This window comes from Paenarthrobacter sp. NPDC090520 (assembly GCF_044769205.1).
In the GTDB taxonomy this organism is placed as follows: Bacteria; Actinomycetota; Actinomycetes; order Actinomycetales; family Micrococcaceae; genus Arthrobacter.
Genome location: NZ_JBIVXM010000005.1, coordinates 210235 through 226360, shown reverse-complemented (window position 1 = coordinate 226360; position 16126 = coordinate 210235). Strand labels below are relative to the sequence as shown.

Here is a 16126-nt window from a genome sequence, read left to right as displayed (position 1 = left end):
CCTTCCGACCAAGGAGAACCATGACGCCGACGTCATCCCTCAAGCCACACATCGTCACCCTCGGAACAGCCGGTGGGCCACGGTGGTGGGCCGCAGCCGATTCCGGCGAGCGCATGGGAATCGCCACGGCCGTGGTGGTTGGGGATGCCTTCTACCTGGTGGATTTCGGGCAAGGCGCGGGACGACGGCTCAGCCAGTCCGGACTGCAACTGAAGGACCTGCGTGCCCTGTTCATCACGCACCTCCACTCGGACCACGTCTACGACCTCGCCGGGCTCGGTATCTTCGGGCTCTACGCCCTCACCGAGCGCACGGAGAACCCGGTCCGCATCATTGGACCCGGCAACCGTGGCGAGCTTCCCGCGGTGTCGCCGCGCGCCGTCGTCGCTCCTGAACCGCTGGCTCCGGAGAATCCGACGCCGGGCACCCGCCAAATGTTCGAACAGCTCATGAAGGCCCACGCAACGGACCTCAACGACCGCATCCTGGACAGCCTCCGGCCCAGCCCCCTGGACATCTTCCACGCCGAAGACATCCAGATCCCGGCCGAAAGCGGCTACCACCCCAACACCAACCCGACGCCGGACATGGAACCGTTCGAGGTGTACCGCGACGAACTGGTCACGGTGACGGCCATCCTGGTGGAGCACCCGCCGGTGGCTCCGGCGTTCTCGTTCCGTTTCGACACCGCCGAGGGTTCGGTGACCATCTCCGGCGACACCGCGTACACCCAGAACATGATCACCCTCGCCCAGGACACCGATCTGCTGCTGCACGAAGCCATCGATTTCGCCTGGGTGGAGTCCCTCTACGCGGACAAGACGGACGAGTCCAGCCGGGCATCCCGCGACCACCACTACAAGTCCCACACCAGCGTCCGCGAGGCCGCCAAACTGGCAGAAATTGCCGGCGCCGGCCACCTGGCCCTGCACCACCTCGTCCCCGGTTCCGCCCCGGAGTCAGTCTGGCAGGAAGCGGGAGAGCACTTCACCGGGACCTTCACTGTCCCGAACGACCTCGACACCATCCCGTTCGCCCGTCAGCGCTGACGCGGCCCGAAACACCAGAGGAAACCCCATGAGCTCAGCCCCAACAGCCCCGGAAACCGGAGCTGTCACCACCACGGAATCGTCCATGAATTCCAAGGACATGCGCCGCATCCTGGCCTCCAGCTTTATTGGCAGCGCGATCGAATACTACGACTTTGTCCTGTATGCGACGGCAGCGAGCCTGGTCTTCAACAAGGTCTTCTTCGCCAACCTCGGCCCGGGCTTCGACCTGTTCGCCTCCTTCGTGACCCTTGCAGTGGGCTACATCGCCCGCCCGTTGGGTGGCCTGATCTTCGGGCACTTCGGCGACCGCCTGGGCCGCAAGCAAATGCTGGTGCTGTCCATGTTGATCATGGGCCTTGGCACCACGGCCATCGGCCTTCTTCCCACCACTGCACAGATCGGCATGGCCGCACCGTTGGCCCTGGTGATCCTCCGGCTGGTCCAGGGTGTGGCCGTGGGTGGCGAGTGGGGCGGAGCGGCGCTCATGGCGATCGAACATGCGCCCAAGGAACACCGTGGTTTCGCTGCAGCGTTTGCCAACGCAGGCGGGCCGGCCGGGGCCATCCTCGGCACGCTTGCGCTGTCCCTGTTCGCCGCGGTGTCCGGCAAGGATTTCCTCGTGTGGGGCTGGCGCGTTCCGTTCCTGCTGAGTGCCTTGCTGATTGTGGTGGGCCTGGTGATCCGCCTGAAGGTGGCCGAAACTCCGGCGTTCCAGCGGCTCGAGACAGCCGGCGAAAAGCGCCGGGTCCCCCTGCTGGATGTCCTCAAGAACAACCCCAAGGCCGTGCTCCTGGGCTTGCTCGCAACCACCTCGTTCTATGTATGCCAGTCGATGACCACCGTTTGGGGCGTTTCCGTGGCCGTTGACAGCGGCGCGGACAAAAACGGCGTCCTGAACATCAAGGCGTTTGCCGCACTCCTAACCCTGGTGATCTGCTTCTACTCTGCCCGCCTCAGCGACCGCGTGGGCCGCCGTCGGGTGCTCATCGGCGCGTCCCTCCTGGGCGCGGTGCTGGTGTACCCCATCCTGATGCTGCTGACCAACGGCGAGTTGTGGGGCTTTGCGGTGGCGATCATCCTGGGCAACGGCCTGGTCCAAGGGTTCCTTTACGGACCCATCGCAGCCTACGTGGCCGAACAGTTCCCCACCCGCAATCGTTACACGGGCGCTTCCTTGGCGTACCAAGGCGCTTCCATGATCGGTGCAGGTTTCACACCGATGATCGTCGCGGGCCTGAGCCTCGCTGCCGGAGGCGGGATCTGGCTGATCGCAGTGTTCTGGATCGTGGCCATGCTGGCCTCGGCGATCGCGGTCAAGGCCACACCGGAGGGCACGCGGCGCGACCTCGACTAACCTGTGGGTTCCGCCCTGCAATGCAGAAAAACCCCCGCGCTTCTGCGCGGGGGTTTTTCGTGCTGCTAGTCGTCCAGGTGGGTGGGGCCGAACATCTTCAGCAGCGTTTCAACCACGACGACGTTGGGTCCGTCTGCGGCGAAGGACGCCTTGAGCGCATCCCCCACTTCCTCCGGGGATACCCGGCGCGCGGGGACGCCGAAGGACTCGGCCAGTTTGACGAAGTCGGGGCGGGCGAGTTCGGTGGCCGTGGCCTTGCCGAAGGCACCCACCATGTATTCGCGCAGGATGCCGTAGCCGCCGTCGTCCACGATCAACCACGTGACCGGAATGTTGTGCTGCTTCGCAGTGGCGAGTTCCGAGATGGAGTACATGGACGAACCGTCGCCGGACACTGCGAGTACCCTGCTTGGTTTTCCGGTAGTTTCCAAGCCCACGGCCCCGCCGATGGCTGCCGGGAACCCGTACCCGAGGCCGCCTGCGCCTTGCGCGGAATGGAACTGGCCTTCGCGGGAATCCCAGCAGGACCAGCCCCAGTACGCGGAAATGGTCATGTCCCAGAAGGTCTGCATGTCCGCCGGAACGGCTTCGCGGATATCGGCCATGAACTTCAGTTCCTTGGCCAGGTCCTGCGATTCCAGACGGGCTTTGACCTTGGCCAAGGCGTCCTTGACCACATCCTCCGGGCTGGTACCGTGCCAGTCGCGTCGGGTTGCATCCGCGGCGCCAGCTTCAGCAAGTGCCTCGTCCAAGGCCGCGAGGGCCTGCCCGGCGTCGGCACGGATGCCCAGGCCGGGACGGTTGGATTCCAGGACACGGGGTTCGGCATCGATCTGGATGATCCGGCCGCGGGGGGCGAACGTGAAGTAGTTCGACGTCACCTCGCCCAGGGACGAACCGATGACGATCAGTACGTCCGCGTCCTCAAGGACGTCGGTCATGTACCGGTCCTCGATCCAGGATTGCAGGGACAGCTCGTGGTTCCACGGGAACGCGCCATTGCCGCCAGGGGTGCAGATCACCGGGGACCGCAACTGCTCGGCAATGGACAGCAACGACTTTTCGGCCCGGCCACGGCGCGTACCGCCGCCGGCGATGATCGCCGGACGTTCCGCCGTCGTAAGCCACTTCACGGCCTCGCGGACCAACTCCACGCGCGGCGGGTTGTCGAAAGCCTCAGCCAAGGCATCTTCCACCGGCGGGACCACGATCGGATCCAGCAGCACGTTCTGCGGAATCTCGATCCACACAGGGCCCTGCGGGGACGAAATCGCTTCCGTCCAGGCGTCCTGGATGGCCGACGGGATACCCGAAGCGTGCTGGATCAGCCGCTGGCTCTTGGTGACATTCGCGGCCGACGCCTTTTGGTCATCGAGCTGGTGGAGCATGCCCTTGCGGCGGGCACCCAACCCCTCCAAGGGGATCTGGCTTGCGACGACCACCATCGGAACGCCGGTGGCGTAGGCCTCCTGCAAACCAGCCAGGGACGTCAACGCGCCCGGACCCGTGGACAGGAACAACACCCCCACCTCGCCGGTAGCGCGGGAGTACCCGTCAGCGGCGAACGCGGAGTTGTTCTCCACCCGGGAGGACACAAAGTGCAGGTTGCCGCGGCCCATGGCATCGAACAAACCCAAGGCGTGCTGGCCGGGAATGCCAAAGACCGTCTTCGCGCCGAGCGCTTCAAGGGTCTCGACAACGAGGTCCCCACCGTTGCGCTGGCCTGTCTCCTTGGTGGGAGCCGCCGTGCCCGGATCAAAGTCGATCATCGCCGGGTAGCTTTCGCGAGTTCTTCGATGCGTGCACCCAGGGCCTGCTGGGCGTAGCCGTTCGGGGCGCCGTGCCGGTCGCCCTCCACAGCGTTGTCCGCCATGAGGGTCACCAGTTCGTAGGCAACGTGGCTGCCGGCCACACCCGTAATTTCCGCGTGGTCGTAGGCCGGAGCAACTTCCACAACATCGGCTCCCACGAGGTTCATGCCACGGAAGCCGCGGATGATCTCCAGGAGTTCACGGCTGGTGATGCCGCCGGCTTCCGGCGTACCCGTTCCCGGCGCATGGGCCGGATCCAGGACGTCGATGTCCACGGAGATGTACAGCGGGCGGTTGCCGATCCGGTCCCGGATCTTGGCCACCGTCTCGGCAACGCCCCGGTAGTAGACGTCTGCCGAGGTGACGATGCCGAAGCCAAAGCGGTGGTCGTCGTCGAGGTCTTTCTTGCCGTACAGCGGACCGCGGGTTCCAACGTGGCTGATGGCCTCGGTATCCAGGATGCCTTCTTCGACGGCACGCCGGAACGGGGTACCGTGCGTGTATTCCGCACCGAAGTAGGTGTCCCAGGTGTCCAGGTGGGCATCGAAGTGCAGCATGGCGATGGGCTCGCCGGCACGTTCAGCCGCCGCCCTCAGCAGTGGGAGGGCAATGGTGTGGTCGCCGCCGAGAGTGACAAGCTTGCTGCCCGTGGCGGTAAGGTCCAGGGCGTTCTGCTGGATGGTTTCGATGGCCTCGTTGATGTTGAACGGGTTCACTGCCATGTCGCCGGCGTCGGCAACCTGGATGTTCTCGAACGGGCTGACGTCCCACGCGGGGTTGTACGGGCGCAGCAAGCGGCTGGCCTCACGCACGTGGTTGGCGCCGAAGCGCGCGCCGGGACGGTAGGAAACGCCGGAGTCGAAAGGCACGCCGACAACGGTGACGTCGGCCTTGGACACCTGGTCCAGGCGGGGCAGGCGGGCGTAGGTGGCTGCACCGGCGTAGCGCGGGATGCGGGAGGAATCGATGGGGCCGAGGTTGCCGTTGGCCTCGATACGGAGCTCTTCCAAAGTTGCGCAACTCCTTAAGTAGATGACTGCTGTGACACCCATCATACACTCAAAGTTGTCTAATAAGCATCACCTGTTTACAAGTCAGCTTTGTCGGGTCGACCATATGAGATGCCGGTCACATGAGGCGTAAAGATTCCATAAAAACCGGTATTAACAGGCAATTCCCAGCAATACGCTCCATTCCGGGAGCAGCACCGTGCTGCGCGAAAGGACGACGTGACCACGCTGACCAGGCCTCCGGCCGACCCTGCCGACCGGCGCAAGGAAGCCTTCAATCTCAAGGCGTGGCTGCTGGAAGGCATGCCGGACACGTCGGGCAAACGGCAAGGACCGCACGGGAAGCCATCCGATTCACACAAGCCTCAAGCCTGGTGGAAGGTCATGTGCCTCACGGGCCTGGACTACTTCTCCACCCTTGGTTACCAACCCGCCATCGCGGCCCTTGCCGCAGGCCTGCTCTCACCGCTGGCTACCCTGCTCCTGGTTTTCGCCACCCTGGCCGGAGCGCTGCCCGTCTACCGACGCGTGGCCAAGGAAAGCCCCCGCGGCGAAGGCTCCATCGCCATGCTGGAACGCCTGCTCCCCCGCTGGGGAGGCAAGCTCTTTGTCCTTGCGCTCCTCGGCTTTGCGGCAACGGACTTCATGATCACCATTACGTTGTCCGCCGCTGACGCAACAGCACACCTCATCGAGAACCCGTTCGCTCCGGAATTCCTGGAGGGGCAGCACGTGGTGATCACCTTGGCCCTGATCGCCGGGCTGGGCATCGTCTTCCTCCGGGGATTCCGGGAAGCCATCAACGTTGCTGTGGTGCTCGTCGCGGCCTTCCTGGCACTGAACCTTGTGGTGGTCTTCGTGGCCATCAGCCACCTCTTTACCGAATCCCACGTGATCACCGACTGGTGGAGTGCGCTGACCACGTCCCACGGCGATCCGTTGATGATGATCGGGCTTGCCCTGCTGGTCTTCCCGCGCCTGGCCCTGGGCCTCTCCGGGTTCGAAACCGGCGTGGCCGTGATGCCGCAGATCAAGGGGCGCGCCACGGACACCGATGCCAACCCCGCAGGCCGGATCAAGGGTGCTCACCGCCTGCTGACAACGGCAGCGATCATCATGAGTTCCTTCCTGATCACCTCAAGCTTCACCACGGTCATGCTGATCCCCGCCGCCGAGTTCGAATCCGGCGGCAAGGCCGAGGGGCGCGCCCTGGCCTACCTTGCCCACAAGTTCCTCGGCGATGGCTTCGGCACCGTGTACGACATCAGCACCATAGCCATCCTGTGGTTTGCCGGCGCTTCTGCCATGGCCGGCCTGCTGAACCTGGTCCCCCGCTACTTGCCGCGCTACGGCATGGCTCCCGCGTGGGCCCGGGCACTTCGTCCCTTGGTTCTGGTGTTCACGGTCATCGCCTTCGCCGTGACCATCATTTTCCAGGCAGACGTGAACGCCCAGGGCGGCGCCTATGCCACGGGCGTGCTGGTGCTCATTACGTCGGCATCCATTGCCGTGACGCTCTCCGCGCGGCGCAAGAAGCAGCGGGCCCAGTTCATCGGCTTCGGCATCGTCTCGCTCGTCTTCATTTACACCACGGTGGTCAATTCGATCGAGCGCCCGGACGGCCTCAAGATTGCTGCCCTGTTCATCCTGGGCATCATGGTGGTGAGCTTCATTTCCCGGATCCGCCGCGCCTTCGAGTTGCGGGCCACCCATATCAAAATGGACGAGAAGGCCCTCGAGTTCACCGCGAACAACAGTGATGGTCCGGTCCGGATCATTGCCCACGAGCCCAAGCACCTCAGCGCGGACCGGTACCAGGAGAAGCTGGAACACGCCCAGCAGGCCAACCACCTGCCCAAGGACTGCGGCGCATTGTTCATCGAGATCATCGTGGACGACAGCTCGGACTTCGAGCAGGAACTCCAGGTAGTGGGCAAGGAACGCCACGGCTTCAAGATCCTGGAAGTCCACAGCAACAACGTGCCCAATACCTTGGCCGCCGTACTCCTCCACATCCGGGATGTCACGGGCTTCATGCCGCACATCTACTTCCGCTGGACCGAGGGCAACCCGATCTCCAACCTCAGCAAGTTCCTCTTCTTCGGCGAGGGCGAGATCGCACCGGTCACCCGGGAAGTGCTGAGGGAAGCCGAGCCGGACATCACCCGCCGCCCCTGGGTCCACGTGGGCTAAGCCCCCAGTCCTACCTGCTGGCCGCGGGCACCAGGACCCAGAGCACCTCCACCGTCTCATCCGTGGGGTTGATCCAGGTGTGGGGCTCGCGGCCCGGGAAGGAAAGGGTATCCCCTTCTTCGAGGTCATATTCCTCGTTGGTCAGGATCAGCTTGATCCTGCCTTTGACGACGTGCAGCACGTCAACATCGCAGTCCACGGCATAGAGTTCATTTTCGCCACGCCCCCGCGGCTCGATGGTTGCCTGCAGGATCTGGAGCCTGCGCTCGGAACGCGCCGTCAGCAGCCGCTCCACAATGCCCTGGCCACCCAGGGAAATGCGCGGTCCATCGTCGCGCCGCGTCAGATGCGTTTCGGGCGCTGCGAACAAGTCGCCGACAGACACGGACAGCACCTGGCACAGCGTCACCAGGGAGGCCACTGACGGTGAGGTGAGGTCCCGCTCCACCCTGCTGAGGAAGCCTTTGGTCAGTCCCGTCGCGTCTGCAACCTGCTCGATGGTGAGCCGCTGCGCCTGCCGGGCTGCACGGATTCTGGAACCGATGGCAACGGGAACATTGCTGGGTTCAACGGGTAGAGCCTTCATTCACAAAACCTTTCAGGCCCGTCCGGGAGGCCCTGTCATTGGAGCCAATAGTAGCCGGACAGCCACGGCAAAGACCCAGAATCCGCGGAACCATGACCAAACCACCTTGACTGTTACTCCCATCACAACATATCCTCATAGGCAACAAGTGTTGTCTGTGAGGCACACAACACACGTCCAACTCCGTTCGTCAGCACAGAGACTTCGACGCCCTGCAGGAGTATCGTCGAATACCCCAACCTCCGTGCATCAGCTCCAAGGAGCCACTCATGGACTCTTCGTTCATCAACATCGCCATTGTGGTGGTGTATTTGCTTGCCATGCTGGCGTTCGGCTGGTGGGGCAAGTCCCGCACCAAGAACAACAGCGACTTCCTGGTGGCCGGCCGCCGCCTGGGACCGTTCCTCTACACCGGCACCATGGCCGCGGTTGTCCTGGGTGGCGCATCCACCGTTGGCGGCGTTGGCCTGGGCTACAAGTTCGGCATCTCCGGCATGTGGCTGGTGGTGGCCATCGGCGCCGGCGTCCTCTTGCTGAGCCTGCTGTTCGCCGGCACCATCCAGCGCCTGAAGATCTACACGGTCTCGCAGATGCTGAGCCTCCGCTATGGAAGCAAGGCCACCCAGACCTCCGGCATCGTCATGCTGGCCTACACCCTCATGCTCTGCGCAACCTCCACCGGCGCCTACGCCACCATCTTCGTGGTCCTTTTCGACTGGGAACGCTGGCTGGCCATCGCCGTGGGCGGTGCGATCGTGCTGGTTTACTCCACCATCGGTGGCATGTGGTCCATCACCCTTGCTGACCAGGTCCAGTTCATCATCAAGACCGTGGGCATCTTCCTGCTGATGCTGCCGTTCGTCATGAACGCAGCCGGCGGCCTGGACGGCATCCGCCAGCGCGTTGATGCAAGCTTCTTCCAGATCGACGGCATCGGCCTGCAGACCATCATCACGTACTTCGTGGTGTACACGCTTGGCCTCCTGATCGGCCAGGACATCTGGCAGCGCGTCTTCACGGCAAAGACCCCCACGGTTGCACGCTGGGGCGGCGCAACCGCCGGCGTCTACTGCATCCTCTACGGTGTAGCCGGCGCCCTGATCGGCCTCGCCGCACGCGTGGCGTTGCCGGACATCGACGTGGCAAACCTCGGCAAGGACGTTGTCTACGCCGAGGTGGCAACGCACATCCTGCCCATCGGCATTGGCGGCCTGGTCATGGCAGCTGCCGTTGCCGCGATGATGTCCACCGCCTCCGGCGCACTCATTGCCGCGGCCACAGTGGCCCGCGCAGACGTAGTCCCCTTCGTCGCCAGCTGGTTCGGCAAGACCATCAACACCGACGACACGGAAAACCCCGAGCACGACGTCAAGGCGAACCGCTACTGGGTCCTCGGCCTCGGCGTCCTGGCGGTCCTGATCTCCATGGCGGCCCAGGACGTGGTCGTGGCCCTCACCATCGCCTACGACATCCTGGTAGGCGGCCTCCTCGTCGCCATCCTCGGCGGCCTTGTATGGAAGCGCGGTACCGGCATCGCGGCAGCCTGGTCCATGGCCGTGGGCTCGGTCCTCACCCTGGTCCTGCTGATCCTCTTCGCAACGGGTGTGATCGAGAGCGCCGACGGCGTCTACGCCAACGATCCCATCTACTGGGGCCTCGGCGCTTCGTTCGTGACGTTCGTGGTGATCTCACTGCTCACTCCGCCCACCGATGCCGCCGTCCGCGCGGCGTGGGACAAGCGGGTTGCTGGAGCCATCTCGGATGAGCTCCCGCTGGACGCCCACCCGGTCACCAGCCACAAGGCCTAGAGTCCGGCCACACAGTGGCCACCTGGGCAATGTACGACGGCGGCGCCACCCTTCGCGGGGTGGCGTCGCCGTTTGCGTCGTCCCCGGCTTCCACAAGCACACCCACCCCCATTGCGGGGAGGCATTAGGATAGGACGCAGCTTCAAGAGATGTGGCGCCAAGCTCCGACTGGCCGCACACCAACCCCATGTTCACGGGTGGTTCGGATGAGGAAGCGGCCCGCCCCGGACCAGAGACAACCGAGCGGGCAAGAGCACTCCCACCAAGGAGCAGTCCTTGCCGTACCAGGCTGAAACCAGCACGATCCAAGATCCCGCACACCGAGCAGGCGCATCCCAAGCGGCCCTGGTCAACACCAGCCCCATCGAAAGCGCCGCCCCCGCAGTCCGGGTGATTCCCGTCGTCGATCTCGTCCAAGGCACGGTGATCATTGCAGCGCGCGGCCGCGCCGAACGATTTCACCACCCTGAGCCCCGGCTGCTGGCCGCGGCCTTGGCACGGTCCGTCCGCGCCGCACGTTGGTGTTCCGCGTCGCAGACGCTGACGGTGGCGGTGGCCGCCGTCGGACATACCGCGGGGCGCGAGCAGCACTTCAGCCTGGTGCCGGCTGCCTAGGATTCGTCGCCGTCGCCGCGGAATTCTTCCTCGGCCTCATCGAGCGGCACAATGCGCTCGTCGTCGTCCGCCACCTCGCCTTCCTCTGCCCAGGCCTCGTCCACTTCCTGGTCCTCGTTGTAATCGTAGGCCGGATCCGATTCGATGGTTGCCCGTTCCGGGTGGTGGGGATGTGATTCGGTGCTCATGCTGCAACCTCCGTCCGATGGGCCGCACCAGGCGGTCCACTGACCGATGTGCGGGGAGTGCCCCGCCCCTGTCTAACCATCTGAGCACCGCCTCAGGAAGGGGTCAAGGGAGGGCTGCCGACGGCCACAGCGCCGCTGCAGCAGGGTATGGAATTAAGGCATGCCGAACATTCCCGCTAAGGAATACCAGCCAAAAATCCCCGGAAATAAGCGGTACAGTGGGCGGTGCAAAGGGGCCGTAACCGTCCCATCAAGCCCAGGAGAAACAGTGCAACAGCACCAGGAATCCCACGGTCCGTCGAGCCCCGCTCCGGCCCCCCACCCCGCAGACGAAGCCCCGCGAACACCCACGCAGTCGGATATCCGGCGCTGGCGGCAGTACCTGGCAGACGAACGGGCCGAGGCCGCCGTCTACCGCGAACTCGCCCAACGCCGTGACGGCGAGGAACGCCAGATCCTCCTGGCCCTGGCAGAAGCGGAAGGCCGGCACGAAGCCCACTGGCTCAAGCTGCTCGGGGAACACGCCGGCATGCCCAAGGCGGCGTCCGCACGCAGCCGGCTCCTCGGTTTCCTGGCGCGGCACTTCGGATCCGTCTTCGTCCTCGCGTTGGCCCAACGTGCTGAGGGGCGCTCCCCCTATGGCACCGACCCGTACGCCACCCCCGCCATGGTGGCCGACGAGCAAATCCACGAGGAAGTTGTCCGCGGCCTCGCAACCCGCGGCCGCAACAGGTTGTCCGGCACGTTCCGCGCAGCGGTTTTCGGCGCCAACGACGGCCTGGTCAGCAACCTTTCCCTGGTGATGGGCATGGCCGCGACGGGCGTTTCCAGTGCCGTGGTGCTGATGAGTGGCGTTGCCGGCCTGCTGGCGGGTGCACTGTCCATGGGTGCCGGCGAGTACGTCTCCGTCCGGTCGCAACGGGAACTGCTCAACGCCACCCTTCCCACCCAGGCCACGTTGGCCGCAGCGCCGTCCTTGGACGTGGAGCACAACGAACTCGTCCTGGTGTACCTGGCGCGCGGCATGACCAGGGAAGCTGCTGAACACCGCGCCGCAGAGCGCCTGGGGCTCTTCAGCTGCGACTGCGATCCCAGCCTTTCGCTCCAGCCAGAGAAGGAAGAAGTGGCGGACGAGCACGAGACCGTCGGTTCCGCATGGGGCGCTGCCATGTCGAGTTTCTGCTTCTTCGCCTCGGGCGCCATCGTCCCCATCCTGCCATTCGTCTTCGGCATGGTCGGCTGGAACGCCCTGATCCTGGCCGGAGCGCTGGTGGGCATTGCACTTCTGGCGACGGGCGCCGTCGTCGGGCTGCTCTCCGGAACGTCCCCGCTGAGCCGTGGCCTCCGCCAGCTGGCCATCGGCTTGGGCGCCGCAGCTGCCACCTACGGACTGGGCCTCCTCTTCGGAGCGGTGATCGTCTAGGCCTCGCCGGCATGAATAGACGGGACCACCCCGGTCCCGTAATGTTGGTTCGTCCTCTGCGCTGCCTGCGTGAACGGGGCCTGAGGAATGGAGAACCGTGGACACCGAGCATGGGGAGTCGCATGCGCTAGAACCCCGCCGTGCCGGCAAGGCGCTGCGTTTGCTCCTCGGCCTTGTCATGGCGGTGGTTGCCGCTGTAGTCGCCGTCCTGGTCAGCGGTTTCCTGCACGGCGATCCACGCATTACGGCCCTGGTCCCGGGCGCCGCCCTGCCCAACGCCCAACAAGGCGGACCAGGCACGCACAACCCGGCGCGCGCCCACAATGCTCCCCCACCCGGGCTGGAAGAGGCCGATGCCCCGCTCGCCTCGCCTCCCGCACCGGCCTTCACGAGCGATTCATACAAGTTCCTGGCCACGAACGACGACGGCACTCCGGTTGGTTATTCGCCGTGCCGGCCGCTGCACTACGTGGTCAATGACGCCTCGGCACCCGCGGGAACGGATGAACTCTTCCAGGCGGCCTTGGCCAACGTCTCGGCCGCGACGGGCATCCAGTTCGTCAATGACGGCACCACGGACGAGCTGCCCACTGCGAAGCGGGAGCCGTACCAACCGGCGAAGTACGGCGAGCGCTGGGCACCGCTGCTGATTTCCTGGACCACCCCGGAGGCCGCACCCGCGCTGGAGGACAAGGTCATTGGCACCGGTGGCAGCAGCATGTATTGGTTGAACAAGGGACCCAAGAGTTACATCACGGGCAGCCTGGAACTCGACACGCCACAGATCTCCGAGCTCCTGGCTGAGGAAGGCGGCTCGGATTACGTCCTGGCCGTCATGCAGCACGAGCTGGGCCATGTGATGGGGTTGGACCACGTGGATGACCCGGTGCAGCTGATGTATCCGGAGATCGGCGCACCTGATGGTTTGGCTGACGGCGACCTGACCGGCCTGCACCTGCTGGCATCTGCCCCCTGCCGCAAGGACATCTAGGCCGGTTCCTGGCTGGGGCCGAGCCATGGACTTCCCGGCGGGCGCGGTCCTATGCTGTCCCCAAACGGCCGACGGCGGCGCCCCAACCGCGGTTCCGGGCCGTCGCGTCAGGGGGTTCGATGGAACCTGATGGGTCGCCACAAGGGCCAGACCCCTATCCCCCGCCGCGTCATCTCCCTCCTGCACAGGGACCGCTGCAGCAACCCACTCCACAGATAAGGCACCGCACCGTGGCCGCGGTCTTCTTCTTTTTCGGGGTCCTGGGATTGGTCTGCGCGGGTGCCTACTTCGGCGGAGACCTGCAGCCGCTGTGGGGTTCGGATGCACCGCAAAGCCAGTCCCCGCGCCCGGGGGTGCTGCCGTTCGGACAACGGGAAGACCCTGTCCCAGGGCGGGAGGAGGCCGACGCTCCCCTGGGCACGCCCGCACCCCTGCAGCGGAGCAGTACAGCCTACAAGTTCCTGGCGCTCAAGACGGACGGCACACCTGTGGCCTACTCCCCCTGCCGCCCCATCCACTACGTGGTGAACTCGACTCTGGCTCCTGCGTCCTGGCAATCCTTGGTGGAGGAAGCCGTGCGGCAGGCCAGCCTGGCGACTGGCCTTCACTTCATCTACGACGGTCCCACCTCGGAGCAGCCCACCAGCAACAGGGCCGGCTACCAGCCAGAGATGTACGGCGACCGCTGGGCTCCCGTCCTGATCGCCTGGACCACCCCGGAGCAGGTCCCGCGGCTCACGGGCCAGACCGTCGGGCTGGGTGGCAGTTCGTCGATCGGGCTGAGTAACGGCTACAAGGCCTATGTCACCGGCACGGTGTCCCTGGATGCGCCGCAATTCGCCGGCATCATGGGGTCCTCCCAGGGCCGCGAGATCGGCGTGGCAGTGATCATGCACGAGTTGGGACACGTCCTGGGCCTCGACCACGTGGATGATCCCCGCCAGCTCATGTACGACCAAGCCTCGTGGGTGCGCCAATACGCGGCCGGCGACCTGACGGGCCTGGCCAAGCTCGGCTCCGGTCCGTGCAGCAAGGACTTCTAGCGCTCCTGCACAGGACGCCCGGCCCGTCCGGCCACGATGTCCACCGCTTCCTCCACGGTGTCCACCAGGAAGATCCGTTCAGCCATGGGCCTTCCCGCGGCCAGGCTTTGCAGCATGGGCCACGCGGGAAAGCTCCGTTCCCAGTGCTCGCGTCCCACCAGCACCATGGGCGTGACGGTTTCCGGCGCACCGTAGTAGTTCTCGCACGCGTCCTGGAAGATCTCCTGCACGGTCCCGGCCGAGCCCGGGAGGAACACGATTCCGCCGTTGCACAGTTCCAAAAGGATGGCCTCCCTGATGGCGTTCGCGAAGTACTTGGCGATGTGCGTCGCAAACAGGTTGGGTGGCTCATGACCGTAAAACCAGGTGGGAATGCCCAGCGTGGCGGTGCCTTCCGGATGATGGTCGACGACGGCGGCGGCCTCGCGCGCCCACGCCGTCACCGACGGCCTGAACCCCGGAACGCCGGCGAGCGCCTGCAGCGCCGCGCGGAAGTCGTCGTCGTGCGTTTCGCTCAAGTACGCACCCATGTTGGCCGCTTCCATGGCACCGGGACCGCCGCCCGTGGCGACCGTGAGACCGGCCTGCGCGAGGAGGCGTCCCAGTCGGGCAGCATCAGCGAACTCCCGGGTGCCGCGTTGGGCAGCATGGCCGCCCATGACTCCCACCAGCATGGAACCCGGGAAGGCCCCGTTCTGGAGCGCCTCATCCAGGGCGTCGCCGATCGCGTGGTCATGGAGTGCTGCGGCGAGCGTCGCATCGAGGCTTGAGCGCTGGCCCGGAAGGATGCTCCACTGATAGACCTTGGCATCCAGCGTGTCCTCGTACTCAGTGGCGGAGATGTCTTCGTAGAGTTCCTGTGCGGTGTAGAGGCTGCCGCGGTAAGGGTTGAACGGCACTCCGCGCAGCTTGGGGAAGATCAAAGCGCCGCGGCCCCGGAGGGTCTCTTCCACACCGTCGTCGAAGGTGCATCCCAGGAAGATGGCACCCTGCGGGCTAAGGGAAAGCAGTTCCCGTGAGCGCCCGCGGAGGTCCAGGGACTGCGCGTGCCAGCCGTGCATGGAAGCAGCTCCGGCCCCCACCAAACGGTCGAAGTGAACCACGCTTTCGACGTCGAGCGTCCGGGGGCTGGGGTTCAAGGCACCGGAGGGATTCATGGTTTCAGCGTAGTGCGCCGGAAGGTTACACCGCCGTTTGGGGCCCTGGACACCGCCCATGCATCATGAAGCATGACCAACACTTCCGGCGCTCCCACGCGCATCGGCGTCCCCATCCGCCTCAGCAGCTCCGACGCCCCGGACGCCCGGGTGGGCGAGGCCAACGAACTGTTCGTGTTCATTGTGGAGTTGCTCCGCGAGGCCGGTGCCGAGCCGGTGCTGCTGACCCCGGAATCCGTGTTGGAAACAGAACTGGGCGCGCTGGACGGGGTGCTCCTGCCGGGCGGCGGCGACCTTGACCCCAGGCTGTACGGACAGGAACCGGTGGAAGCCGTCTACGACGTCAACCCCGAACAGGACACGCTGGACCTGGCCGTTGCGCGCGCAACGCTCGACGCCGGTCTGCCGCTCCTTGGCATTTGCCGAGGACACCAACTCCTCAATGTCCTCTATGGGGGAACCCTCATCCAGGACATGCTTCCGTCCACCGTGGTGCACAGCGGCCTGGATCCGGATGATGCCGCCGCGAGCGAGTGGGCGTGGCATGACGTGGTACTGGCCCCCGACTCCCGGACCGCTGCCCTCTACGGCTCCACGGACGGCACCACGGTCAAGATCGCTTCGGGCCACCACCAGGCCGTGGCTACCGTCGGCGAGGGCCTGGCTGTCACAGCCATTGCCGACGACGGCACCATCGAAGCACTGGAAGATCCCTCCCGGTGGGTGACGTCCGTGCAGTGGCACCCCGAAGCAGCCCAGCTTCCTTCCGCCGAGCGTCTCCTGCCTTTCAGCGCCTTCGTAAAAGTGTGCCGGAAAGCTACCCAGGACCGGCCCGGAGGAGTACAGTAACGCTCACTGCATCAGTTCCCTTACTTTCTGGGGACCTGGAGCGCAC

At 65.3% G+C, this 16126-nt stretch carries 14 protein-coding genes and 1 riboswitch; of the genes, 9 read left to right on the top strand and 5 right to left on the bottom strand.

The window, feature by feature from the left end; translation table 11 throughout:
• Positions 1–20: 20 nt before the first annotated feature.
• Together ACIQTZ_RS08845 and ACIQTZ_RS08840 are read left to right on the top strand one after the other, a co-directional pair.
• Positions 21–1049 (top strand): MBL fold metallo-hydrolase, encoded by a 1029-nt coding sequence (locus tag ACIQTZ_RS08845; RefSeq protein WP_402979586.1) that lies wholly within the window; start codon positions 21–23, stop codon positions 1047–1049.
• A 28-nt stretch (positions 1050–1077) separates the two neighbouring features.
• A complete protein-coding gene (locus ACIQTZ_RS08840; protein ID WP_402979583.1) occupies positions 1078–2406 on the top strand; it encodes an MFS transporter in 1329 nt (442 codons plus the stop codon).
• A 65-nt stretch (positions 2407–2471) separates the two neighbouring features.
• Here ACIQTZ_RS08840 and ACIQTZ_RS08835 read toward each other — a convergent pair whose 3' ends face one another.
• Together ACIQTZ_RS08835 and speB are read right to left on the bottom strand one after the other, a co-directional pair.
• Positions 2472–4175, bottom strand: coding sequence for a thiamine pyrophosphate-binding protein (locus ACIQTZ_RS08835; protein ID WP_402948920.1), 1704 nt, complete (start codon positions 4173–4175; stop codon positions 2472–2474).
• Positions 4172–5227 carry an agmatinase gene (speB, locus tag ACIQTZ_RS08830; protein ID WP_402979580.1) on the bottom strand — a complete coding sequence of 352 codons (1056 nt, stop codon included), beginning with the start codon at positions 5225–5227 and terminating at the stop codon, positions 4172–4174. The genes ACIQTZ_RS08835 and speB overlap by 4 nt, the downstream gene beginning before the upstream one ends.
• Before the next feature lie 219 nt (positions 5228–5446).
• On the opposite strand from speB, the gene ACIQTZ_RS08825 reads away from it, so the two are divergent.
• Positions 5447–7420 carry an APC family permease gene (locus ACIQTZ_RS08825; protein WP_402979577.1) on the top strand — a complete coding sequence of 658 codons (1974 nt, stop codon included), beginning with the start codon at positions 5447–5449 and terminating at the stop codon, positions 7418–7420.
• Positions 7421–7430: 10 nt separating this feature from the next.
• On the opposite strand, the gene ACIQTZ_RS08820 is transcribed toward ACIQTZ_RS08825, so the two are convergent.
• Positions 7431–8006, bottom strand: coding sequence for a helix-turn-helix domain-containing protein (locus ACIQTZ_RS08820; RefSeq protein ID WP_018777077.1), 576 nt, complete (start codon positions 8004–8006; stop codon positions 7431–7433).
• Positions 8007–8275: 269 nt separating this feature from the next.
• Here ACIQTZ_RS08820 and ACIQTZ_RS08815 point away from each other — a divergent pair, with 269 nt between their 5' ends.
• A complete protein-coding gene (locus ACIQTZ_RS08815) occupies positions 8276–9814 on the top strand; it encodes a sodium:solute symporter (RefSeq protein ID WP_400334211.1) in 1539 nt (512 codons plus the stop codon).
• A gap of 140 nt (positions 9815–9954) precedes the next feature.
• A riboswitch (SAM riboswitch) is annotated at positions 9955–10074 on the top strand.
• A gap of 16 nt (positions 10075–10090) precedes the next feature.
• The gene (locus ACIQTZ_RS08810) at positions 10091–10429 is read left to right on the top strand and encodes a hypothetical protein (protein ID WP_402979574.1); all 339 of its coding nucleotides are present in this window, start codon (positions 10091–10093) and stop codon (positions 10427–10429) included.
• Here ACIQTZ_RS08810 and ACIQTZ_RS08805 read toward each other — a convergent pair.
• Entirely contained in the window at positions 10426–10617 is a 192-nt protein-coding gene (locus ACIQTZ_RS08805; RefSeq protein WP_397323078.1) for a hypothetical protein, read from the bottom strand. The genes ACIQTZ_RS08810 and ACIQTZ_RS08805 overlap by 4 nt on opposite strands.
• Positions 10618–10885: 268 nt before the next feature.
• On the opposite strand from ACIQTZ_RS08805, the gene ACIQTZ_RS08800 reads away from it, so the two are divergent.
• The 3 genes from ACIQTZ_RS08800 (at position 10886) to ACIQTZ_RS08790 (ending at position 14074) form a co-directional block, all read left to right on the top strand.
• The gene (locus ACIQTZ_RS08800; protein WP_400334204.1) at positions 10886–12040 is read left to right on the top strand and encodes a VIT1/CCC1 transporter family protein; all 1155 of its coding nucleotides are present in this window, start codon (positions 10886–10888) and stop codon (positions 12038–12040) included.
• Between the two features lie 154 nt (positions 12041–12194).
• Positions 12195–13031, top strand: a complete 837-nt coding sequence (locus tag ACIQTZ_RS08795) for a matrixin family metalloprotease (RefSeq protein WP_402979711.1) — start codon at positions 12195–12197, stop codon at positions 13029–13031.
• A gap of 230 nt (positions 13032–13261) precedes the next feature.
• The gene (locus ACIQTZ_RS08790) at positions 13262–14074 is read left to right on the top strand and encodes a matrixin family metalloprotease (protein WP_402979571.1); all 813 of its coding nucleotides are present in this window, start codon (positions 13262–13264) and stop codon (positions 14072–14074) included.
• On the opposite strand, the gene ACIQTZ_RS08785 is transcribed toward ACIQTZ_RS08790, so the two are convergent.
• A complete protein-coding gene (locus tag ACIQTZ_RS08785; protein WP_402979568.1) occupies positions 14071–15231 on the bottom strand; it encodes an LOG family protein in 1161 nt (386 codons plus the stop codon). The genes ACIQTZ_RS08790 and ACIQTZ_RS08785 overlap by 4 nt on opposite strands.
• A gap of 72 nt (positions 15232–15303) precedes the next feature.
• On the opposite strand from ACIQTZ_RS08785, the gene ACIQTZ_RS08780 reads away from it, so the two are divergent.
• The gene (locus ACIQTZ_RS08780) at positions 15304–16080 is read left to right on the top strand and encodes a gamma-glutamyl-gamma-aminobutyrate hydrolase family protein (protein WP_402979565.1); all 777 of its coding nucleotides are present in this window, start codon (positions 15304–15306) and stop codon (positions 16078–16080) included.
• The last annotated feature ends 46 nt before the right edge of the window (positions 16081–16126 follow it).

Bases quoted from the DNA above. Each gene is read 5' to 3' on its own strand.
- ACIQTZ_RS08840 (WP_402979583.1), top strand. From the start codon at position 1,078: ATGAGCTCAGCCCCAACAGCCCCGGAAACCGGAGCTGTCACCACCACG.
- ACIQTZ_RS08835 (WP_402948920.1), bottom strand. From the start codon at position 4,175: ATGATCGACTTTGATCCGGGCACGGCGGCTCCCACCAAGGAGACAGGC.
- ACIQTZ_RS08845 (WP_402979586.1), top strand. From the start codon at position 21: ATGACGCCGACGTCATCCCTCAAGCCACACATCGTCACCCTCGGAACA.
- ACIQTZ_RS08820 (WP_018777077.1), bottom strand. From the start codon at position 8,006: ATGAAGGCTCTACCCGTTGAACCCAGCAATGTTCCCGTTGCCATCGGT.
- ACIQTZ_RS08785 (WP_402979568.1), bottom strand. From the start codon at position 15,231: ATGAATCCCTCCGGTGCCTTGAACCCCAGCCCCCGGACGCTCGACGTC.
- ACIQTZ_RS08815 (WP_400334211.1), top strand. From the start codon at position 8,276: ATGGACTCTTCGTTCATCAACATCGCCATTGTGGTGGTGTATTTGCTT.
- ACIQTZ_RS08805 (WP_397323078.1), bottom strand. From the start codon at position 10,617: ATGAGCACCGAATCACATCCCCACCACCCGGAACGGGCAACCATCGAA.
- ACIQTZ_RS08780 (WP_402979565.1), top strand. From the start codon at position 15,304: ATGACCAACACTTCCGGCGCTCCCACGCGCATCGGCGTCCCCATCCGC.